The organism is Mesorhizobium sp. M0854 (assembly GCF_040319815.1).
In the GTDB taxonomy this organism is placed as follows: Bacteria; Pseudomonadota; Alphaproteobacteria; order Rhizobiales; family Rhizobiaceae; genus Mesorhizobium.
On sequence record NZ_JAMYOL010000028.1, the window covers coordinates 45,393 to 64,982 of the forward strand.

Here is a 19,590-nt window from a genome sequence, read left to right on the forward strand (position 1 = left end):
GCTTACGCGGCTTTGATACTCAGCCGCTTGGAGAAATTAAAGACTATGGCGACAAAAGAAAAGGAAGAAGTCGAGACCGAACGCGAGGCCGCGACCGATGGCCCTCTGCTTGACCTTTCCGACGATGCTGTCAAGAAGATGATCAAGGCCGCCAAGAAGCGCGGTTATGTCACCATGGACGAGCTGAATTCGGTGCTGCCCTCGGAGGAAGTGACCTCCGAGCAGATCGAGGACACGATGGCCATGCTTTCCGACATGGGCATCAACGTGGTCGAGGACGACGAGCAGGGCGAGGAGCCCGAAGCCGCCGACACCGCCGCTGACGCCGAGGAAGACGCCAACGAGCTGGCCGAGCAGACCGGCACCGCCGTCGCCGCCACCACGACCAAGAAAGAGCCGACCGACCGCACCGACGATCCGGTCCGCATGTATCTGCGCGAGATGGGCTCAGTCGAGCTTCTGTCGCGCGAGGGCGAAATCGCGATCGCCAAGCGCATCGAGGCCGGCCGCGAGACGATGATCGCGGGCCTCTGTGAAAGCCCGCTGACTTTCCAGGCCATCATCATCTGGCGTGACGAGCTCAACGAATCGAAGATCCTGCTGCGCGAGATCATCGACCTCGAGGCGACCTATGCCGGGCCGGAGGCCAAGCAGGCGCCGGTTGTCGAGCGTATCGAGGAAGCCAAGACCGAGGAAAAGTCGCGCCGTTCGCGCGAGGACGAGGACGACATCACCAATGTCGGCGGCGACACCCGTGGCCTGGTGGACGACGACGAGGAAGACGACGACGAGGCGAGCCTGTCGCTGGCGGCCATGGAAGCGGAACTGCGCCCGCAGGTGATGGAGACGCTCGACGTCATTGCCGACACCTACAAGAAACTGCGCAAGCTGCAGGACCAGCAGGTCGAGAACCGGCTGGCTGCCGCGGGCACGCTGTCGCCCAGCCAGGACCGCCGACTGAAGGAATTGAAGGACCAGCTGATCAAGGCGGTGAAGTCGCTGTCCTTGAACACGGCGCGCATCGAGGCGCTGGTCGAGCAGCTCTACGACATCAACAAGCGCCTGGTGCAGAACGAAGGCAAGCTGCTCAGGCTGGCCGAAAGCTATGGCGTGCGCCGCGAGGAATTCCTCAAGGAATATCAGGGCTCGGAGCTCGATCCGAACTGGACCCGCTCGATCGGCAATCTGACTTCGCGCGGCTGGAAGGAATTCACCAAGAACGAGAAGGACGCCATCCGCGACCTGCGCGCCGAGATCCAGAACCTCGCCACCGAGACGGCGATTTCGATCCAGGAATTCCGCAAGATCGTCAACCAGGTGCAGAAGGGCGAGCGCGAAGCCGCGATCGCCAAGAAGGAAATGGTGGAGGCCAATCTGCGCCTCGTCATCTCCATCGCCAAGAAATACACCAATCGCGGCCTGCAGTTCCTCGACCTGATCCAGGAAGGCAATATCGGCCTGATGAAGGCGGTCGACAAATTCGAATACCGCCGCGGCTACAAGTTCTCGACCTACGCGACGTGGTGGATCCGGCAGGCGATCACCCGTTCGATCGCCGACCAGGCGCGCACCATCCGCATTCCGGTGCACATGATCGAAACGATCAACAAGATCGTGCGCACCTCGCGCCAGATGCTGCATGAGATCGGCCGCGAGCCGACGCCAGAAGAACTGGCGGAAAAGCTCGCCATGCCGCTGGAAAAAGTGCGCAAGGTGCTGAAGATCGCCAAGGAGCCGATCTCGCTCGAAACGCCGGTCGGCGACGAGGAGGATTCGCATCTTGGCGACTTCATCGAGGACAAGATGGCGATCCTGCCGATCGACGCGGCGATCCAGGCCAATCTGCGCGAGACGACGACGCGCGTATTGGCCTCGCTGACGCCGCGCGAAGAGCGCGTGCTCAGAATGCGCTTCGGCATCGGCATGAACACCGACCACACGCTTGAAGAGGTCGGCCAGCAGTTCTCGGTCACCCGCGAGCGCATCCGCCAGATCGAAGCCAAGGCGCTGCGCAAGCTCAAGCACCCGAGCCGGTCGCGCAAGCTGCGCAGCTTCCTGGACAGTTAGGCTAGGCTTCCGTGGGGGAGATAACAGAGAGACGGTCATTGCGCCGCCTCCTCCCACGGGTCATCGTTTTCAGCCTGGCCGGTCTTACCATTCACCTATTGGCTCTATTTGGAGCAATGATCTTCGGTCATTCTTTTGTGCCGTCGCAACGTTATGTGAGCGACCACGATATGATCGCGAAATCGATTGCTATACCTGCTGGCTGCTTAATTCTCGTTCTTTACTGCCGAAAGTTTGCAAGGGACTTCGACGCCCCGCAGGTGTCCATCAAGACCCTCATCCTTTCTGGTTTTGGCGTTATTGTGTTGCCTTTTATTTTCGGCGTTTTTATCCGTGCAACTGTCCTGACTGCATACCCGCTCTGGCTGGCGGCACTGATGGGGAAGCATACGCAACTCGAATTTTCCGTCAGTGATACGGCGGGTTGGTCTTACCGCTGTCCGAATAGAGTCAGTCTGGCGGGCATGCCGATGATGACCGGCACTCTATGCGGTATCTCGGACAACTTTCGTAATACACTTCATCAGGGCACTCGGGTCGTGTTGACCGGGCGCGGCACGGCGGACGGACTTTTTGCGGCGGGAATTGATGTTGTTCAATAACTGTAATTCCACAGGGATTTGTCCGTGATAGTGACAGCCGGATGAAAGCGGTTGACATTTGCATGATAGGGCAATGGCCATCGACGGTTCACCGGGCTCGTGGTGCAGTCGGCTGCATGAGACCGGCCGCGAGCCGAACTGGCGGAAAAGCTCGCCATGCCGCTGGAAAAAGTGCGCAAGGTGCTGAAGATCGCCAAGGAGCCGATCTCGCTCGAAACGCCGGTCGGCGACGAGGAGGATTCGCATCTGGGCGACTTCATCGAGGACAAGATGGCGATCCTGCCGATCGACGCAGCGATCCAGGCCAATCTGCGCGAGACGACGACGCGCGTGCTGGCCTCACTGACGCCGCGCGAAGAGCGCGTGCTCAGAATGCGCTTCGGCATCGGCATGAACACCGACCACACGCTTGAAGAGGTCGGCCAGCAATTCTCGGTCACCCGCGAGCGCATCCGCCAGATCGAAGCCAAGGCGCTGCGCAAGCTCAAGCACCCGAGCCGGGCGCGCAAGCTCAGAAGCTTGCTCGACAGCTGAGGATTTTTAGGTGGGCGCGACCTACGGAACCGTCAGCATAAAGGGGCCAACGCAAGAAGCGTTGGTCAACTGGCTGAGGACGAAGACCATCGACGCCTTCGTCACAACCGAACAGAATGGTTGGACCACTTTCTCCGACCGTTACACAGACCAGCTCGACCCGCGCTGGATTGAATCCTTGCTTCAGAGCCTGACCCTCGATCTGACCTGCGTCGGCATCGCGATTACCGTCTATGATGAGGAACAGCTAAACCTCTGGGCGGCAAAGCACGGTGTTCTCCAATCGCGCTACAATTCCTGTCCGGGAATGGAGATGAGTGACCCTGACGATGCGGACATGCGTCCTCGGCTGGAAGACGCTCCCGCCTTGCTGGCTATGATCGGCAAGCAGGCCGCGCCTGACGATTTGCTTCAGATATTGGGAATAGATGGAGCGAAAGAGTACATGGCTCCGCTCGACCTCCATGAGGAACTCGCCGCCTATCTGGGACTTCCGGAAAATTCTGTTGGCCTTGGCCACAGATACATTCTGAAGGACAAAATCGATCTGTCAGAGCAGGGCTTGATCAGGACGGTCGATAGCTGACGTCGTGCTCGAGCATGCTCGGAACCGTCTTAGGAGCTGACACTCAAGAATGACTGAACGAGTCAGAGGGCGCCATCCGGCGCCTTTTTAATTTTATCGTCCGGCCGTTTGTTCTTGCGGTGCACCGGGTGTGGGAGGATAATTCCGCAACGGACGCATTCTCTGGGCGACAAACCCGGATGCCCGCCCCGGCGGTTGGACGCCGTGCTCCGTGGCACCGGAGGGAGGTGTGCCATGACAACTTACATCGTGCTGATCAACTGGACCGAGCAAGGCGCCAAAAATGTGCGCGAATCGCCGAAGCGGCTCGATGCCGCCAAGAAGCTGCTGGGAGACATGGGCGGGTCCTTCAAGGCATTTTATCTCACTATGGGGGATTGCGACATGGTGGCCGTGCTCGAAGCGCCCGACGATGCTGTCCTGGCTCGTTTCTCGCTGATGCTGGCGACGGGCGGAAACGTCAGGACGCGGACACTCAAGGCTTTCCCCGAGGATGCCTATCGCGAGATCATCACCTCGCTCGGCTGAGCCGCGGCGCCTGAAGCGCGTCGCGCTGAACGGCCCTTGCGACGCGCTTTAAGCTCTTCTTTTTATGCATGTCGTTATCGTAAAACCGCTGCGTACCCTTTGGGCGACCTGGATCAGCGAAGCCGGCCGTTCCGCCGGTATCGTGTCACGTTGCGGCGCAACGGCATTTCTCGGATAATCCGTGCGTGTCCTCTGGTGCCGTTTCGAAACATGGCCAAGCCTCTGCTGACAGTCTGGTACAATACGCGCTGTCCGGTCTGCGATGCCGGCATCAGCCGGCAGAAGCGGCGGCTGATCGAGGCGGTCAAGGCCGGGCGGATCGAATTTCGCGACATCAATGCCGAACCGGCGGCGCTGGCCGGGTACGGCATCGGCCTGGAGGACATCCGGCGCCGGCTGCATGCGATCGACGCCGACGGCAAATTGCTGGTCGGCGCCGATGTTGCCATTGCTGTATGGCGCACGACGCCCGGCGAAGGCTGGCTCGCAACGCTGTTCGGCAATCCCGGCGCACTGCCGTTGACGCGCTATGGCTATGATCGCTTTGCCGATCTGCTCTATGCCTGGAACCGGCGCAAAGGCCGCTGGTAACGGGTATTATTCGCTCCGCACCGAAACGTCCGGAGATTGTTTCCGGGCCTTTCGCGTGCCCTGCTATCGAGCCACGGGCTCGCAAAGCCAGCCAACGATGCGGCGCACCGCCGGCAGCACTGGCAGCAGCGTCGGCCAGCCAGGACAGGCCTCAAGCCGTCAGCCAAGTGGCCACATGTCGGGCTGGAAGCCAAGGCTTTTCAGTGTCGAGATGAACGACACGATGAACGTCGTCAACAACGACAGCACCAGCGGGTCGAGCACGGCGGCATAGCGCACAGGCAGCCTGCTGCGCGGGGTTTTCATGGTCATTTGGATTTCCCTGAAGCATCCGGTTCGTCGCCTTGCACCCATTCGCCGGTATTGTCGGCGTAACTGCCCGGAACGACCGGGGTGGATGCGTTGCTTCACGTCAGACGCTTACGGAGCGGCCTTCGGCCCTCATGCACCGTCTAGCTGCCCTCGCTGGCGAACTCAATCCTGCTGGTGCCATTTTCAGATACATCGTAAGATATATCTTGACTCGGCCGTGGCGGGCACTTAGTTGAGATATATCGTAAGACATAACTCAAGGAGCAGACAATGCACAAAGACAATCATTTCAGCCATCATCGTTTCGGCGAACGCGCCGAGCGCGTCTTCATGCATATGGCCGGCAAGTTCGGCGGACGTGGCGGCGGCTTTGGCCCGTTCGGGCATGGCATGAGAGGCGGCGGACGCGGCGGGCCGGGCGACATGTTCCGCGCCGGCCGCATGCTGGCCGACGGCGATCTCAAGCTGATCACGCTGTCACTGCTGGCCGAGGCGCCGCGGCACGGCTACGACATCATCAAGGCGCTGGAGGAGCGCACCAGCGGCGTCTACAGCCCGAGCCCCGGCGTGGTCTATCCGACGCTGACCTTCCTGGAGGAGGCCGGCTACGCCGTTTCTGCGGCGGAAGGCAACAAGAAGGTGTTTTCAATCACCGAGGCTGGGCAGGCGCACCTCAACGAAAATCGCGAGATGATCGACCACGTGCTCGAACATCTCGAGCGCTTCGGCCGCAAGATGGCCAAGGCGCGCGACTGGTTCGGCTGGAACGATGACGGCGACGGTGGCCGGCGCGGCCGCGGCCGCTCGGAAAAGCGCGACGAGTTTCGCGCCGTGCGCCACCGGCTGCGCGCCGCGCTCGGCGAGATCGTCGATGCGCCTGAAGCAAAGCAGGCCGAGGCAATCAGCATATTGGAAGCTGCCGCGGAAGCCCTGGAAGCACTCACGCGCGACTGATCTTTAACGGCAAGCCGCAGGCGGCCCTTGCCGGTCCAGCCAAGGACCGGTACTGAAAATCATCCTGCACCGCGCTATGTGGTGCAGGATGATTGCCGTTGGAGGATACCCCATGTCTTTTCTGAAGCGTCTTTTCGGCGGAGGCAACGAAGCCGCCGAGCCAAAGACAGCGGCGCCGGCAAAGCAGATCGAGCACAAGGGATTTTTGATCAGCGCCACGCCCTACAAGGCGGAGGGCCAGTACCAGACCTGCGGCGTGGTTTCGAAAGAGATCGACGGCGTGATGAAGGAGCACAAATTCATCCGCGCCGACCGCTTTGCCGGGCTTGATGATGCCGTCGACATCTCGATCAAAAAGGGCATCCAGCTGGTCGACGAGCAGGGCGAAAAGATCTTCGGATAGATCGGCTACTACAGCCTTGGGTCGATTGGCTCGCTTTCCAACGCCAGCACGGCGAAGACACACTCGTGAACCCGGCGTAGCGGCTGCTTGGCGACAAATCGCGTTAGCGCTTCGTGGCCAAGCGCGAACTCCCGGAGCGCCAGGCTGCGCTTGCCGGCCAGGCCGCGTTCTCGGAGGCGGACGAGATTGTCGGGCGCGTCATATTCGGGACCATAGATGATGCGCAAATATTCCGGGCCGCGGACCTTCAGCGCCGGCTGGATGAGCCCCTTCTCGCCACGGCTGACGAAGTCGCGTGGTTTGACCACCATGCCTTCGCCGCCCGAGCCAGTCAGCGCTTCCCACCAGGAGATGGCCTCGGCACACGCGCTGCCGTCGGCCAGATCAACCATACGCCATCGAGTCGGCGTGACCACGCCGCCACGGGCAGCCAGACGGTCCGCGAGCGACATGTGCCAGACATGGTCCTGGTCAAACCAAACACGTCCCTCGCTGGCCAGCAGGTGGAAAGGCGCGGCCTTAAGGTCCTCGACGCCCGAAACTGGCCATACGTAGGGCGCCCAGGCGGTGGCGTATTTGGCTGCGCGGACGGCCCGGTCTTCAAGGAGTGCGTTCAGGCCGGCTGCATCGACGCCGCGCGCCATCGCACGGGCCAGCGCCTCGTTGCTGGCCTTGAAACCGGCGGCAGAGGATATCGCCACAGGCGCATACTGGCTTTCGATCAGACTGCCGGCCTTGGCGGACCAAGGCATTATCTCGGCGTCCAGCAGCAGCCAGTCGCTGTTCAATTCCTTCCATAGATCCGCCGCGTCGACCTCGGTGCGAAGACGGGCGAGCAGGTCCTCCGTCATGGCACTGTCATTGAAAAAGGAGCGTCCGGTGCGGGTCCAGATTGCGCCGGTTTCGTCGCCAGGGACCCCGAAGCGGCTGCGTGCCGCCTGCGCGTTCCGGCAGAGCGCGATCACTGCCCGCGAACCCATGTGCTTCTCCTCGCACACGATCTGCGCAACGCCGCACTCGCGGAAGTAAGCGAAGGCATCCTTCGGACGTTCCAGCCAGCCGTCCTGGCTGCTGGTCTCGGACGGCGACATGGTCGGCGGCAGATAGATCAGCCATTGCGGCGAGAGCGCGAAGCGGCTCATCACCTCCAGTGCTGCCGACGCGTTCTCCTCGGCCACGACAATCCGGCCCCTCAGTCCGGTCTCGATCCAACGGCGACCGGAGACATCCTGATAATCGAGCACGCCGTCGGCGTCGGCCTGTGCCGATTTACCGGGACCGGACCCGCCCAGCGGACGTATCGGCTCCGACCAGGTCTCGATTGCCGGCACCTCGACCAGTTCGCGTTCCGGCCAGCGCAAGGCCGTCAGCTTGCCGCCGAATACGCATCCGGTGTCGATGCACAGGGTGTTGTTGACCCATTCGGCCGATAGCGTGGGCGTATGTCCATAGATAATGGCCGTCTTGCCACGATAGGCCGCAGCCCAGTCGGCACGGACGGGCAGCCCGAATTCGTCGGTCTCGCCTGTGGTCTCGCCGTACAGAGCGAACTCGCGCACAGCGCCGGAACCGCGTCCGATCATCCCTTCCTTGAGGCCGGCATGGGCGACGGCGAGGCCTCCGCGATCGAGCCAGACATGGCTGCGCAGGCCGTCGAGAAAGGCCGGCAGCGCCTCGCGCAGGCCTCGGTCCTGTGCATTTAGCTGATCAAGAGTCTGCTGGAGGCCGTGAGCGACAGTGACCTTGCGGCCTTCTAGCCAGCGGCTGAGTTTGCGTTCATGGTTGCCCTGGACACAGTAAGCCGTTCCAGCCGCGACCATGCTCATGGCAATGCGCAGCACGTCGGGCGAGTTGGGGCCGCGATCGACGAGGTCGCCGACAAAGACGATCTTGCGGCCCTCTGGTGGAACCACGGTGACCATTCGGTCGCCCTGATGCTCAGACCAGGCGACGCTGTAGCCCAGTCGAGCGAGCAGGATATGAAGCTCATCCGAACAGCCATGGATGTCGCCAATGATATCGAACGGGCCATGGTCGTCGCGCTTATCGGTCCACAGCGGCTGTCGCGACACCTCGGCCGCGTCGATGCTGGCCTCGCTGGTAAGCTTCCAGACTTGGCGGAAGCCCTCGCGTTGGAGGCCGCCAAGACCCTTGCGGACCTCGGTTGTCATGCGCTGGGCGACCCCGGCGCCGAACTGCCGGTCGGCTCGCACCGCATTGCGTGCGACGCATACCTCGACGCCTGGATCGAGGACCACGGCGACGGGCAAAGCGTGCCACTTGCGCGCCAGCTCAATCCAGGGCTTGCGATCGGCGGCTCGCACATTGGTGGCGTCGATGACGGCCAGCCTGCGGTGTTTGAGCCGCTTGCCGGCTATTTCGCGAACCAGATCGAAGGCATCCGCAGAGACGTCCTGGTCGGTTTCGTCGTCGGAGATCAGCGCCCGGCACTGGTCCGAGGAGATAATCTCGGTCGTCAGGAAATGCTTGATGGCGAAAGTCGACTTGCCCGATCCGGTCGAGCCGATCAGCACGACGAGGGCGAAGTCAGGAATGGTGAGGTTGGTCTTATCAGGTTCTCTCATCGGGTGAACACTGCCATCTGGGTGGGGGCGCCGAGGGTCGGGTCCTCGGCTCCGATACCGCTGAAGGTGGCTGCATAGCCATAGATCTCGCCGATTTTGGCCGCCCAGGCTTGGAACTGAGCCCGGCTCCATTCGAAACGGTGATCGGGATGGCGAAATGCGCCAGGGACCAGTCTTGGAAACAGAGCGTTGTAGTCCGCATTCGGAGTGGTCACGATGACGGATTTGGGCGCCGTCTCACCGAAAACGATGCGTTCGACCAGGGGCAGCCTGTCCTCGTCGAGATGCTCGATGACCTCGACCAGAACGGCGACGTCGGCTGCGGCCCAACGGCTGTCGCGGTAGGTCAGCGATCCATGCAGCAGCGTGACCCGGCCCTCGGGCGGCCCGCCTAATTCGTTCAGCTTGAGACGCTTTGCGGCCCATTCCAGTTCGCGTGCCGCCGGATCCAGACCGAACAGCTTGTGAATCCATCGCTCGCGCACCAGCCTGTCGAGCAGCTTGCCTTCACCGCATCCCAGGTCCGCAACCGTGGTTCCTCGCGTCGCCCGAATGGCGTGGACAACTGCGTCCATGCGCAGATCGTTGAGCCGGATAGGCGTCTCCAGCGCTTCCTCGGGCGTAACGCGCGGCTCGGCAGGTTGTGCCTCGCCAGCCGTCTCGGGAGCCAGCCGCTCCAGGGCGATGCGGGCCAAAGCCCGGCGATTGCCCAGATAGCGGCGCACGATCAGGTCTTTGGCCGGATGGTTTTCCAGCCAGCCTTCGCCTTTGGACAGCAGCTTGTCGATCTCTGCTTCGCCGACCCAGTAATGCTTGGCATCGTCCATCACCGGGATCAGCACATAGAGGTGGTTCAACAAGGCGCTGAGCCGGCCCGTGCCGGTCAGCTTCAGATGGCCGTATCGGGGCTCGCCCGCAGCACCCCCGATTCCTTCGATTGGCGTCAGATCGACTGTCCAGCCCAAGGGTTCGAACAAACTTCGAACCAGAACCTCACCGCCGCGCGTTGGCAGTGGCGTAACCACGGCTTCCAGCGGCAGTTCGCTGTCGGCCAGTTCCTGGCGCTCCTTCGATATACCGGTCATCGCCGTCCGCAGCATTTTGTTCAGCGCTACCGACAGGAAGGATGATGCTGCGTAAGGCCGGTCGTTCACATATTGGTCGAGCAGGCCTTCTGCCTGGCCCTTGCCCCGCACCAGTCCCACAGGATCGACATCGAGCAGGAGTGCAGCCTCGCAACGCTCTTCGGTTGCCTCGGGATAGAACAGCCACGCCTTGCCGAAAGACAGGTCGGTCTCGTGCAGGCGATCCGGATGCTTGTGCAGCAAGAAACCGAGATCGGTGGCCGGACGGTGCGTTGTGGCAACGGAAAGGAACATCCGCGACCGATAGCGCAGACAAGCGGAATAACCAATGGCGGTTGTGTGACCCACCACAATAGGTTGTCGCCAACGATAACAAGGGCAGGCGCCGGGCGCCTGCCCTTGTACAATTCAGACGATGCTGACGCTTTACGCCGCGGTGGCGACGCGCTCGGCATTGCCGGTCGCGGCTACAATGGCGTCGACCTTGGTCGAGGCCTTGGCCAGCGCTGCTGCCACCGCATCGGCGCCCATGCCGACTCCTTCGATGCGGATGACCTCGAGATCGGTCATGCCGAGGAAGCCAAGCACGCTGCGCAGGTAGGGAATGGCGTGATCGAACTGCACGGCCGCACCTTCGGAATAGATGCCGCCCGAAGCCAGCACGATGTAGACCTTCTTGCCGGTGACGAGGCCCTTGGGGCCGTTCTCGCCATAGGCAAAGCTCTTGCCGGAACGGGCAATGTGATCGACCCAGGACTTCAGCGTCGAAGAGATGTTGAAGTTGATGAAGCCGGTGGCGAGAATCACCGTATCGGCGGCGAACAGTTCATCCAGAACAACATCGGAAACGCCAACGACTTCAGCCTGGCGCGAGGTGCGCGCTTCGGCCGGCGTGTAGATGCCGGTCGCATAATCGGCATCGATGTGCGGCAACGGATTGGCGACGAGGTCGCGCACGACAAGCGTGTTCGACGGATCGGCGGCAACAAGCTTTTCGGCGAATTCAGTAGCAATACGGGTCGAGTGTGAGGCAGCGCCGCGCGGGCTCGATGTGACAAGAAGGATGGACATAATGGGGTCTCCAGGGTTGGATCAAAATCTCCCGGCAGATATGTGTGCGCAGACCCATTTGAAAAACTGGTATATTTTGTATATTATCCATCTAAAATGTGGATTGAACGATGCAACCGAACCCGACGCTTGACCAACTGCAGATCCTGGTTGCGGTGGCCGAGACCGGCAGCTTCTCGGCCGCCGGGCGCAAATTGAATCGCGCGCAATCGGTGATCAGCTACGCCATCGCCAACCTCGAAGCGCAGCTTGGGCTGAAGCTGTTCGAGCGCGAGGGCACGCGTGAACCGCAACTGACCGATGTCGGCAAGGCGACGCTGGAAGATGCGCGGCGAATGGTCGGCGTGCTGCAACGCATCCGCTCGCGTGTCGACGGATACCGGCAGGGATTGGAGGCGGAAGTTACGCTGTCGGTCGACGTGACGCTACCGTCGCCGGTGCTGGTTCGGGTGCTAAAGGCATTCGAGGCGCAGTTCCCGGCCGTGACGCTGCGTCTGCATATTGGCTCGCTTGGCCTTATCCTCGATCATGTTGTCGGCGGACAGGCCGATCTCGGCATCGGGGGGCTTCTGGGTGAGACGGACGTGAATCTGCTTCGCATCGGCTTCTTCTCCCTGGTGCCAGCCGCAGCGCCTGATCACCCTCTGGCGCTGCTGCCGAGACCAGTGGCGCTAGAGGATGTCCGCGAACACATCCAACTGGTCGTCTCGGACCAGTCCGAGCGTACGCGCGGGCGTGACTATGGCGTCTTCGCCTACCGCACCTGGCGGCTGACGGATGTGCGCACCAAGCACGTGCTGATGCGCGAGGGGCTGGGCTGGGGCGGGCTGCCGCGATGGCTCATCGCCGATGATCTGGCGACCGGCCGGCTCGTCGAACTCGATCTCGAGCCTTACAGCGAAGTCCGCTCGCCGCTCTATGCCATGCACCGCGCCGATCGCAGCCCGAAACCGGCGGCCGCCTGGCTGATCGACCAGTTCAAGCGCCAGCTAGGCTGTTTCAACGAGTTCGAACCGGGTGAGATACCTGAGGAGGAGCCGGAGACAGGCCGTCGATCAGCGCCATGAGAACGGCGCGATAGTCCTCGATCGATGCTCCAGTTTCGATTGCGAGCGCTGCGCGGTCGAAGGCGGCTGCGAGCAAAGCGGTCAGTGCGTCCACAGGCAGTCTCGTCATGGAGTGCGAGCGCATCGCGGCAACAAGGCCGTCGCGCAGCGAACGGTTGCCATGGCGATTGTCGATCGCATCCATGGCGGCGCGGCCGAGCACGGCCGGGCCGTCAAGCAGCAAGAGCCGCGTGCGGCCGGGCGCACGCATGGCAGCCAGATAGGCATCCGAGCCGGCAATCAGCGCATCGCGGGCAAATAGCGAAGGCGGCGACGCGCGTTCGATCTCTTCCGAGACGGCTTGCGCCTCCTGTTCGACCACAGCGGCAAACAACGCCTGCTTGTCGGCAAAGTGATGATAGAGCGCGCCGCGCGTGACGCCGGCAGCGGCGACGATCTCGGGTGTGCCGGTCTCGGCATAGGACTTTTCGGTGAACAGTTTGCGAGCCGCGGCGATGAGCTCAGCGCGTGTCGCCTCGGTGCGATCACGGTTGGAGCGACGAGCGGATCCTTGTTGCATACATGCAGCCTGTATGTTATTGCCATTTACATGCAGACTGTATGTTATTTGCCGGGAGAAGGAAAGATGAGGACGACGAGCTATTATCCGGTGCTGATGACGAGCGACGTTGCCGGCACGGCAGCCTTTTATGTTGCGCATTTCGGCTTCAAGCCGCTGTTTGAGGCCTACTGGTACGTGCATCTGCGCTCAGCCGAAGATCGCCGCGTCAACCTCGGCATCGTCCAGGGCGATCATGAGACGATCCCGGAGGAAGGGCGGGGCCGCACATCTGGCCTGCTGATCAATTTCGAGGTCAGGGATCCGGATGCCATCTATGAGCGGATCACCGCCGCTGGCCTGCCGATCCTGCGAACGCTGCGCGACGAACCCTTCGGCCAGCGCCATTTCATCACCAGGGATCCCAACGGCGTGCTGATCGACGTGATCAGGCCGATCCCGCCGAGCCCAGAATTTATGGCGCAATATGCGCAGGGTGCTGCGGCGCGCTAACTCGCACGCGCCAACGGCATCACGGTGACCTGAGTAATGCCGGAGCGGCGCACCACCGTGCACAGTGTCTCGCGGCCGATTCGCTCGGCGTCGAGCATGCGCACCAGATCGTCGACGCCGGTGACCGGGCGGCGGTCGATGGCGGCAATAATGTCGCCTTCCCTGAGGCCGGCTTTGGCCGCCGGGCTGTTCTTTTCGACGGTGCGCAGGCGCACCGCCGTGCTGCTCGATACTTGCGACAAAAGGGCTGCGCGGCGCGGCAGGTTGGTGGTGTCGGCGGAAACGCCGATGAAGGCACGGCGCACACGGCCGAAGCGGATGATTTCCGAGATGACGAAATTGGCGGTGTTGGAGGCAACCGCGAAGGCGATGCCTTGCGCGCCGTGGATCATCGCGGTGTTAACGCCGATCACCTCGCCAGCCGAGGACACCAGCGGTCCGCCAGAATTGCCGGGGTTGAGCGCGGCGTCGGTCTGGATGACGTCGTCGATCAGCCGGCCGGTGGAGGCACGCATCGAGCGGCCGAGTGCCGAGACGACGCCAGCGGTGACGGTCCATTCGAAGCCGAGCGGATTGCCGATAGCAATAGCAATCTGGCCGCGCCTCAATCGCTTGGAATCGCCAAGCGGCGCGACGTCCGCAAAGTTGCCGTCGGCGCGCACCAGCGCAATGTCGGTGTCGGGATCGCGGCCGAGCACGCGGCCTTCCCTGGAGGCGCCGTCCGGCATTGACACGCGTACGCTGCGCGCATCGCCGACGACGTGGAAGTTGGTGACGACCAGCCCGTCCTGCGCGATGACGAAGCCGGAGCCATGGCCGCCGGGGCCACCGATGCGCTCGATGCGGCAGACAGCGGGCCCGATGCGGTCGACGGCATCGGCGACCGTCGCCGAATAGGCATCGAGAAGGGCATCGTCATATTGCAATTGCTGGGCGGGCAGGGCCATCCGAAGGCTCCGTTTGGAACAAGATGAACAATGCCTATATGTGCGGAGCGGCCGGACCGGCCGCGACCTGACCAGATGGCCAGTCAAATGCCCAACTAGCCGTCAGGCGAGTATCCGCCAACGCCCTGCCGGGCGATATCTGGGTCACGAAGAACCCAGGAGACAAATCATGAGCGATTTCAATCTGAGCACGTTTTCCGACGCCATTGCCGACATCGCGGCAGCCGCGGCACCAGCGACGGCCAGCTTCGCGACGCACCACCGGACGTCAACTGCTTTCCACTGGCGGGACGGCTATTTCGTCACTGCCGAGGAGGCGGTCGAGGCCGGCGAGGAGATCGAGCTGACGTTTTCTTCGGGCGAAGCCGTCAAGGCGGAACTGGTCGGCCGCGACCCGTCCACCGGCACGGCCGTTTTGAAACCGGCCGGCGCGCCGGCCGCCCCGTCACTGGTAAAGGCGGATGCGGTGCGGCCGGGGAACCTGGTGGTCGTGGCGGGCAATAGCGACGGCACCTCGCTCGCTACCTTCGGCACGGTCGGCGAGGTCGGCCCGGCCTGGCGTTCAATGCGCGGTGGCACGATCGACCGGCGCATCAACCTTGCCGTCAATGCCGGCGGCCGTTTCGAGGGTGGCCCTGTGCTCGACGCCAAGGGCGGACTGATCGGCATGCTGCTGTTCGGGCCACGCCGGCGGGCGCTGGTCATGCCTTACGAAACGATCGAGCGGGCAGTCACGACGCTGCGCGAGAAGGGTCATGTGGCGCGCGGCTATCTTGGCGCCGGCCTGCATCCGGTCCGCAATGGTGATACACAGGGCGCCATGGTGATGAGTCTCGACGATAACGGGCCGGCGAAATCAGCCGGTCTCAGTCTCGGCGACATCATCGTGTCGTGGAACGCAGAGACGGTGCATGGCCCGCGCGAGCTGATCCGCAAGCTCGGGCCGGACAGCGCCGGTGCCTTGGTGACACTCGGCGTGGTGCGCGGCGGCGAGAATCGTGAGGTTTCCCTGACCATCGGTGAAAAGCCACTGAGCTGAGGGATAGATGGTAAGCGGTGAGGTCGCTGGCAGACGGCTGACGGTGCTGATCGCGCTCGGTGACGCCGAGCGCACGCGAAGTCTGTCCGCCATTCTCGCCGCGACCGATGATCTGCGGCCGGTTCTGGCCGGCGAAGTCGACGGGCGTGAGGCGGCGGATGTCGCCATCGTCGATGATCATGGGCTACAAGGCGGGCTCGTCGACGCGGCTATGCCTCGCGTGCTGCTATCGTCGCGAGCGGCCCGCGAACGGCCGGCCGATACAGTGTTTGCCGTGCTGCCCGTGCAAGCGGACGAGTTGCTGATCGCCGCCGCCGCGCGGCTCGCGGCTGCGGGCTACCGGATTTCGCGTGACAGTCATGCTCTATCCGATCTGCATCACGATTTGACCTTCCATGGCAGCGACCGGTTCGAAGAGGAACCGACTGACGAGCATATCGTCCGGCCGACGCTTTCGCCGCGGGAAGGCGAGGTGCTGGCGCTGCTGGCCGAGGGCGCGCCCAACAAGGTCATCGCGCGACGGCTGAACATCTCCGTGCATACGGCGAAGTTCCACGTCGCTGCGATCCTGACGAAGCTCGGTGCCGCCAACCGCACCGACGCGATTGCCATCGCCATGCGGCAGGGCCTGGTGCTGGTCTAGTTCAGATTGTCTCAAGGCCGACGCAGCGTAACCCGCATGCGGTGTGTTGGGCCTTGCGCGGCGGTTCTCAGCCGCGCAAGGATCGTGTCTTTCATGTTGCAGGAAGGCGCAAGGATGTCGCTCAAGGGAAAGACGCTTTTTATCTCCGGCGGGTCGCGCGGCATCGGGCTGGCGATTGCGCTGCGCGCCGCGCGCGATGGCGCCAATGTGACGATCGCGGCCAAGACCGCCGAGCCGCATCCGAAGCTGCCCGGGACGATCTACACGGCGGCGCACGAGATCGAGCAGGCCGGCGGCAAGGCGCTGCCGGCGCTGTGCGACATTCGGGATGAAGAACAGGTCGCCGAGGCGGTCGCCAAGACCGTGGAGCGGTTCGGCGGCGTCGATATCTGCGTCAACAACGCCAGTGCCATCCAGCTCACCGGCACGTTGGAGACCGATATGAAGCGCTACGATCTGATGCACCAGATCAACACGCGCGGCACTTTTCTCGTCTCCAAAATGTGCATTCCGCACTTGAGGTTGGCGGAAAATCCTCACATCTTGAATCTGGCGCCGCCGCTCGACATGAAGGCCAAGTGGTTCAAGAACCATGTCGCCTACACGATGGCAAAGTTCGGCATGTCGATGTGCACGCTGGGCATGAGCGCCGAGTTCGCCAGGGACGGCATTGCGGTCAATTCGCTATGGCCGATCTCGACCATCGACACGGCGGCGGTGCGTAACCTCCTGGGCGGGGCGACGGTGGCGGCGATGAGCCGTTCGCCCGACATCATGGCCGATGCGGCATACGCCATCCTGGTCAGGCCGTCGCGTGAGGCGACCGGCAATTTCTACATTGACGAAGAAGTGCTGCGCGCTGAGGGCGTCAGCGATTTCTCGGCCTATGCGCCGGGTGCGACAGGCCCGCTCGCCGGCGACTTTTTTGTGCCGGACGAGGTGTTCGGCCGGACGGATACCAAAATCAAAGGTATCTACTGACGGAAAGTATCTAGCTGACAGGCATATCTCTTAAAGACCGGCACAGACGTGTGCTCAGTCTTCGGCTTTCTTGGCTTTGCCAAGACCCATCAGCCGGTCGATATAGGCAAGCATCAGTGCCGACAGAACGAAGGCCAGATGAATGATGGTCAGCCACATCAGCTGGTCGGTCGTGTAGGAGACCGAGTTCAGGAACACCTGCAAGAGGTGGATCGAGGAGATCGCTACGATTGTCGAGGCGACCTTGACCTTCAGCGAGCCGACATCGATCGTGCCCAGCCAATGCACCTTGCCGTCATTTTCATCGAAGCGGCTGACGAAGTTTTCGTAACCCGAGATGATCACCATCACCACCAGTGAGGCGACCAGCGCGGCATCGATGAGGCCGAGTATTTTCAGGATGGTGTCGGTGTCATCGAGCGTGAAGGCAACGGAGACGAACTCGAACAGCTTGTTGCCGAAGGACACGGCATAGATGGCAAGTGCCGCACCCAGTCCGAGATAGAAGGCGACCAGCAGCCAGCGCGAGGCGAGAATGATCGATTCGATGGCGAGTTCGAGGCGCTTCATGCGGCGATTCGGGCTCCGTTGTCGGAGTGCCGTATTTCGGGCAGGCTGCGGCGGTTTGCAAGGTTTCAAAAAAACGAAACCCCGCCGGGGAGGGGAACCGGCGGGGCTCGTGTGTCCCGCTGGAGTCGGGACAGGGCAGGGAACGCCCTTTCCAGAATCTGGGATGGGTAACCGCGCGTTTCAAGATTGATGACCGCGCGATTCAATGGTTGATCAAATCGCGCGGTTCACATTGCGGTTTATTGGGCGCTGGCCACAGGCGCTACCAGGGGGGTAATCCGGCGGATGGCGACGCGGCGGTTCTCGCGGTTGGGTCCCGACGTGTTGACCTTGAGATACTCCTCGCCATAGCCCTGCGTCGTCAGGTTCTCCGGCGGGATGCCGAAGGCGTTGGTCAAGGCTTCGGCGACCGCCTCGGCGCGGCGGTCGGACAGAGCAAGGTTCGCTTCCGGTGTGCCGACAGCGTCGGTATGGCCCTCGATCAGGAAGCTCTCGGCCGGGTTTTTCTTCAGCAGCTTGTCCATGGCGTTGGCAACACCCTCCAGCTTCTGGACCTCGGTGTCGGAAATCGAGGCCGAACCGAATTCGAAGTTGAGCGTGTCGAGGTCGATGCGGCGGGCGATGTCGCGCACGCGGGCCGAGCGCTTGACCTCGTCGATCGAATAGAGGCGCTGGACCCTCTCGACCGGCGGCCGTTCGAGGAAGGTGTAGTAGTCGTCCGGATCCTCGACCTCTTCGGAATCCAGAATGTATTCCTCTTGCGGGATGGTAAGGCGCATCGGCGGCAGGTCGTCGCCCGGGTCGTGCCAGTCTGCATCGTCGTCATAGTTCCGCTCGTCGACATAGCTCAGCACATATTCGCGGCCGTCGGGCGCGAAGCGTGAACGCTGGATGACGTCGCCGTAGCGGTTGCGGATGGTGACGATCCGGACACCATTGTCACGCTCAACGATTTCCCGGGTGCGATCGCCCGACAGGTCCTCGTAATAGACATTCCTGGCGCCGCGGTGCATGCGCGGTGCATCACTGCTTTCGACGAACGTCTGGTTGTTGAACTGCAGGATAACGCGGTCGCCGAATTCCCTGACGACGTTGGCACCCTGGGGGCGCGGACGACGACGAACATCCTCGACGTCCGGCGCACGCTCGACGCGCTTGCCTTTTTCCTCGGTCACCGGAACGATCTTTTCAGGCTTGATCTCCCGCTGGGCTGCCCGGTCGTCGGTGGGTGGCGGCCCCTGATCGACCGGAGCCGGCTTCGGGGCTTCCACCTGGTTCTCGCCCTGCTGGGCGGGCTGGTTGCCCTGCTGCTTACCGGCATTTTGGCCGCGCTCCTTGCCACCCTTGCGCTTGCGCAAGACATCCTTCTGGCTGTCCAGAACAGGTGCCTCGTTCGGATTGGCCTGGGCTTCACCCTGGACCGGATTTTCCCCCTGGACCGGCGCGGCCTGGCCAGTCGAAGGCTGTTCGCCGGTCGAGGGCTGTTGCTCTCCTGTCACCGGCTGTTCGCCGACAGGCCTCTTGCCACGTTTCTTGATCTTGTCCTGGGGCTGTTCGCCCTGGACGGGAGCGGCCTGCTGCTCGATCGGAGCCGGTTGGGCCTGTGGGGTCGCTTCCTTATTGGTCGGCGCCGGCTGGCCTTCCGCCTCCGTGGCGGGTCCGGTCAATTCAGCAGGCTTCTTGCGCTTGCCCGGCTTTTGTCCGGGCTCGACAGTCGGAGCCTGTTCTGCCGGGGCAGCCTCGATCTGCTGGTTCTGTTTTTGCTTCTTCTTGCGCGGGTTGACGTTGGGCTGGTTGTCGTTTGCCGGCGCTGCCTGCTCGGCCGGTTGTTCCGATGGGGCCGCTTCGATCTGCTGCCGATTGCGCCGCTTCTTGCGGGGTTGCTCGGTCTCGGCTGGAGCGATCTGCTCGGCCGGAGCGGATTCTGTTTGCTGCTGCTGATTGCGCCGCTTCTTGCGGGGTTGCTCGGACTCG

20 protein-coding genes and 1 pseudogene are annotated in these 19,590 nt (G+C 62.6%); 13 read left to right on the top strand and 8 right to left on the bottom strand.

From position 1 onward, the window contains the following. The first annotated feature begins 45 nt into the window (after positions 1–45). From rpoD to NKH99_RS27190, 6 genes and pseudogenes are all read left to right on the top strand, one after another. Positions 46–2,067 carry an RNA polymerase sigma factor RpoD gene (gene rpoD / locus NKH99_RS27165; protein ID WP_023678297.1) on the top strand — a complete coding sequence of 674 codons (2,022 nt, stop codon included), beginning with the start codon at positions 46–48 and terminating at the stop codon, positions 2,065–2,067. A 38-nt stretch (positions 2,068–2,105) separates the two neighbouring features. Next, the gene (locus NKH99_RS27170) at positions 2,106–2,669 is read left to right on the top strand and encodes a hypothetical protein (RefSeq protein WP_353016656.1); all 564 of its coding nucleotides are present in this window, start codon (positions 2,106–2,108) and stop codon (positions 2,667–2,669) included. A 135-nt stretch (positions 2,670–2,804) separates the two neighbouring features. Beyond that, positions 2,805–3,203 (top strand): annotated as a pseudogene (locus NKH99_RS27175) (sigma-70 family RNA polymerase sigma factor); the annotation flags it as partial. A gap of 10 nt (positions 3,204–3,213) precedes the next feature. Further along, a complete protein-coding gene (locus tag NKH99_RS27180; protein ID WP_352815511.1) occupies positions 3,214–3,789 on the top strand; it encodes a hypothetical protein in 576 nt (191 codons plus the stop codon). 234 nt (positions 3,790–4,023) lie between these two features. Continuing rightward, positions 4,024–4,317: a GYD domain-containing protein gene (locus tag NKH99_RS27185; protein ID WP_292658752.1), complete on the top strand. Its 294-nt coding sequence runs from the start codon at positions 4,024–4,026 to the stop codon at positions 4,315–4,317. A gap of 210 nt (positions 4,318–4,527) precedes the next feature. Next, a complete protein-coding gene (locus tag NKH99_RS27190) occupies positions 4,528–4,908 on the top strand; it encodes a thiol-disulfide oxidoreductase DCC family protein (RefSeq protein ID WP_352491498.1) in 381 nt (126 codons plus the stop codon). Positions 4,909–5,067: 159 nt separating this feature from the next. Here NKH99_RS27190 and NKH99_RS27195 read toward each other — a convergent pair whose 3' ends face one another. Then, complete coding sequence (locus tag NKH99_RS27195) at positions 5,068–5,220, bottom strand: DUF2798 domain-containing protein (RefSeq protein ID WP_352591312.1); 153 nt, start codon at positions 5,218–5,220, stop codon at positions 5,068–5,070. A 270-nt stretch (positions 5,221–5,490) separates the two neighbouring features. On the opposite strand from NKH99_RS27195, the gene NKH99_RS27200 reads away from it, so the two are divergent. Further along, the gene (locus NKH99_RS27200; RefSeq protein ID WP_352491496.1) at positions 5,491–6,174 is read left to right on the top strand and encodes a PadR family transcriptional regulator; all 684 of its coding nucleotides are present in this window, start codon (positions 5,491–5,493) and stop codon (positions 6,172–6,174) included. 112 nt (positions 6,175–6,286) lie between these two features. Next, a complete protein-coding gene (locus NKH99_RS27205) occupies positions 6,287–6,577 on the top strand; it encodes an HlyU family transcriptional regulator (protein ID WP_023678291.1) in 291 nt (96 codons plus the stop codon). Positions 6,578–6,585: 8 nt separating this feature from the next. Here NKH99_RS27205 and NKH99_RS27210 read toward each other — a convergent pair whose 3' ends face one another. The 3 genes from NKH99_RS27210 to NKH99_RS27220 all read right to left on the bottom strand — a co-directional run bounded on the left by NKH99_RS27210 (position 6,586) and on the right by NKH99_RS27220 (position 11,318). Further along, on the bottom strand, positions 6,586–9,162 hold the full coding sequence (locus NKH99_RS27210) for a polynucleotide kinase-phosphatase (protein WP_353016658.1): 2,577 nt from the start codon (positions 9,160–9,162) through the stop codon (positions 6,586–6,588). After that, complete coding sequence (locus NKH99_RS27215; RefSeq protein WP_353016660.1) at positions 9,159–10,541, bottom strand: 3' terminal RNA ribose 2'-O-methyltransferase Hen1; 1,383 nt, start codon at positions 10,539–10,541, stop codon at positions 9,159–9,161. Before NKH99_RS27215 ends, NKH99_RS27210 begins: the two co-directional genes overlap by 4 nt. 132 nt (positions 10,542–10,673) lie before the next feature. Continuing rightward, a complete protein-coding gene (locus NKH99_RS27220; RefSeq protein ID WP_353016663.1) occupies positions 10,674–11,318 on the bottom strand; it encodes an FMN-dependent NADH-azoreductase in 645 nt (214 codons plus the stop codon). A 110-nt stretch (positions 11,319–11,428) separates the two neighbouring features. Here NKH99_RS27220 and NKH99_RS27225 point away from each other — a divergent pair, with 110 nt between their 5' ends. Then, positions 11,429–12,385: a LysR family transcriptional regulator gene (locus tag NKH99_RS27225; RefSeq protein ID WP_352450726.1), complete on the top strand. Its 957-nt coding sequence runs from the start codon at positions 11,429–11,431 to the stop codon at positions 12,383–12,385. Here NKH99_RS27225 and NKH99_RS27230 read toward each other — a convergent pair. Then, positions 12,318–12,944 carry a TetR/AcrR family transcriptional regulator gene (locus NKH99_RS27230; protein WP_353016666.1) on the bottom strand — a complete coding sequence of 209 codons (627 nt, stop codon included), beginning with the start codon at positions 12,942–12,944 and terminating at the stop codon, positions 12,318–12,320. The genes NKH99_RS27225 and NKH99_RS27230 overlap by 68 nt on opposite strands. A gap of 66 nt (positions 12,945–13,010) precedes the next feature. Here NKH99_RS27230 and NKH99_RS27235 point away from each other — a divergent pair, with 66 nt between their 5' ends. Continuing rightward, positions 13,011–13,436 carry a VOC family protein gene (locus tag NKH99_RS27235; RefSeq protein WP_352473963.1) on the top strand — a complete coding sequence of 142 codons (426 nt, stop codon included), beginning with the start codon at positions 13,011–13,013 and terminating at the stop codon, positions 13,434–13,436. Here NKH99_RS27235 and NKH99_RS27240 read toward each other — a convergent pair. Beyond that, complete coding sequence (locus NKH99_RS27240; protein ID WP_353016669.1) at positions 13,433–14,383, bottom strand: S1C family serine protease; 951 nt, start codon at positions 14,381–14,383, stop codon at positions 13,433–13,435. The genes NKH99_RS27235 and NKH99_RS27240 overlap by 4 nt on opposite strands. A 169-nt stretch (positions 14,384–14,552) precedes the next feature. On the opposite strand from NKH99_RS27240, the gene NKH99_RS27245 reads away from it, so the two are divergent. The 3 genes from NKH99_RS27245 (at position 14,553) to NKH99_RS27255 (ending at position 17,046) form a co-directional block, all read left to right on the top strand. Next, on the top strand, positions 14,553–15,422 hold the full coding sequence (locus NKH99_RS27245) for a S1C family serine protease (protein ID WP_352491489.1): 870 nt from the start codon (positions 14,553–14,555) through the stop codon (positions 15,420–15,422). Positions 15,423–15,429: 7 nt separating this feature from the next. Further along, complete coding sequence (locus tag NKH99_RS27250; protein ID WP_352473965.1) at positions 15,430–16,065, top strand: helix-turn-helix transcriptional regulator; 636 nt, start codon at positions 15,430–15,432, stop codon at positions 16,063–16,065. A 114-nt stretch (positions 16,066–16,179) separates the two neighbouring features. Beyond that, positions 16,180–17,046 carry an SDR family oxidoreductase gene (locus NKH99_RS27255; RefSeq protein WP_352473967.1) on the top strand — a complete coding sequence of 289 codons (867 nt, stop codon included), beginning with the start codon at positions 16,180–16,182 and terminating at the stop codon, positions 17,044–17,046. 54 nt (positions 17,047–17,100) lie between these two features. Here NKH99_RS27255 and NKH99_RS27260 read toward each other — a convergent pair whose 3' ends face one another. Both NKH99_RS27260 and NKH99_RS27265 read right to left on the bottom strand, forming a co-directional pair. Then, positions 17,101–17,616, bottom strand: coding sequence for a TIGR00645 family protein (locus NKH99_RS27260; protein WP_352450730.1), 516 nt, complete (start codon positions 17,614–17,616; stop codon positions 17,101–17,103). 239 nt (positions 17,617–17,855) lie between these two features. Next, the coding region (locus tag NKH99_RS27265; RefSeq protein ID WP_353016672.1) for an OmpA family protein at positions 17,856–19,590 on the bottom strand (1,735 nt) is incomplete at its 5' end.

Bases quoted from the DNA above. Each gene is read 5' to 3' on its own strand.
- NKH99_RS27235 (WP_352473963.1), top strand. From the start codon at position 13,011: ATGAGGACGACGAGCTATTATCCGGTGCTGATGACGAGCGACGTTGCC.
- NKH99_RS27210 (WP_353016658.1), bottom strand. From the start codon at position 9,162: ATGAGAGAACCTGATAAGACCAACCTCACCATTCCTGACTTCGCCCTC.
- NKH99_RS27190 (WP_352491498.1), top strand. From the start codon at position 4,528: ATGGCCAAGCCTCTGCTGACAGTCTGGTACAATACGCGCTGTCCGGTC.
- NKH99_RS27260 (WP_352450730.1), bottom strand. From the start codon at position 17,616: ATGAAGCGCCTCGAACTCGCCATCGAATCGATCATTCTCGCCTCGCGC.
- NKH99_RS27220 (WP_353016663.1), bottom strand. From the start codon at position 11,318: ATGTCCATCCTTCTTGTCACATCGAGCCCGCGCGGCGCTGCCTCACAC.
- NKH99_RS27205 (WP_023678291.1), top strand. From the start codon at position 6,287: ATGTCTTTTCTGAAGCGTCTTTTCGGCGGAGGCAACGAAGCCGCCGAG.
- NKH99_RS27185 (WP_292658752.1), top strand. From the start codon at position 4,024: ATGACAACTTACATCGTGCTGATCAACTGGACCGAGCAAGGCGCCAAA.
- NKH99_RS27245 (WP_352491489.1), top strand. From the start codon at position 14,553: ATGAGCGATTTCAATCTGAGCACGTTTTCCGACGCCATTGCCGACATC.
- rpoD (WP_023678297.1), top strand. From the start codon at position 46: ATGGCGACAAAAGAAAAGGAAGAAGTCGAGACCGAACGCGAGGCCGCG.
- NKH99_RS27195 (WP_352591312.1), bottom strand. From the start codon at position 5,220: ATGACCATGAAAACCCCGCGCAGCAGGCTGCCTGTGCGCTATGCCGCC.
- NKH99_RS27255 (WP_352473967.1), top strand. From the start codon at position 16,180: ATGTCGCTCAAGGGAAAGACGCTTTTTATCTCCGGCGGGTCGCGCGGC.
- NKH99_RS27200 (WP_352491496.1), top strand. From the start codon at position 5,491: ATGCACAAAGACAATCATTTCAGCCATCATCGTTTCGGCGAACGCGCC.
- NKH99_RS27225 (WP_352450726.1), top strand. From the start codon at position 11,429: ATGCAACCGAACCCGACGCTTGACCAACTGCAGATCCTGGTTGCGGTG.
- NKH99_RS27240 (WP_353016669.1), bottom strand. From the start codon at position 14,383: ATGGCCCTGCCCGCCCAGCAATTGCAATATGACGATGCCCTTCTCGAT.
- NKH99_RS27250 (WP_352473965.1), top strand. From the start codon at position 15,430: ATGGTAAGCGGTGAGGTCGCTGGCAGACGGCTGACGGTGCTGATCGCG.
- NKH99_RS27215 (WP_353016660.1), bottom strand. From the start codon at position 10,541: ATGTTCCTTTCCGTTGCCACAACGCACCGTCCGGCCACCGATCTCGGT.
- NKH99_RS27230 (WP_353016666.1), bottom strand. From the start codon at position 12,944: ATGCAACAAGGATCCGCTCGTCGCTCCAACCGTGATCGCACCGAGGCG.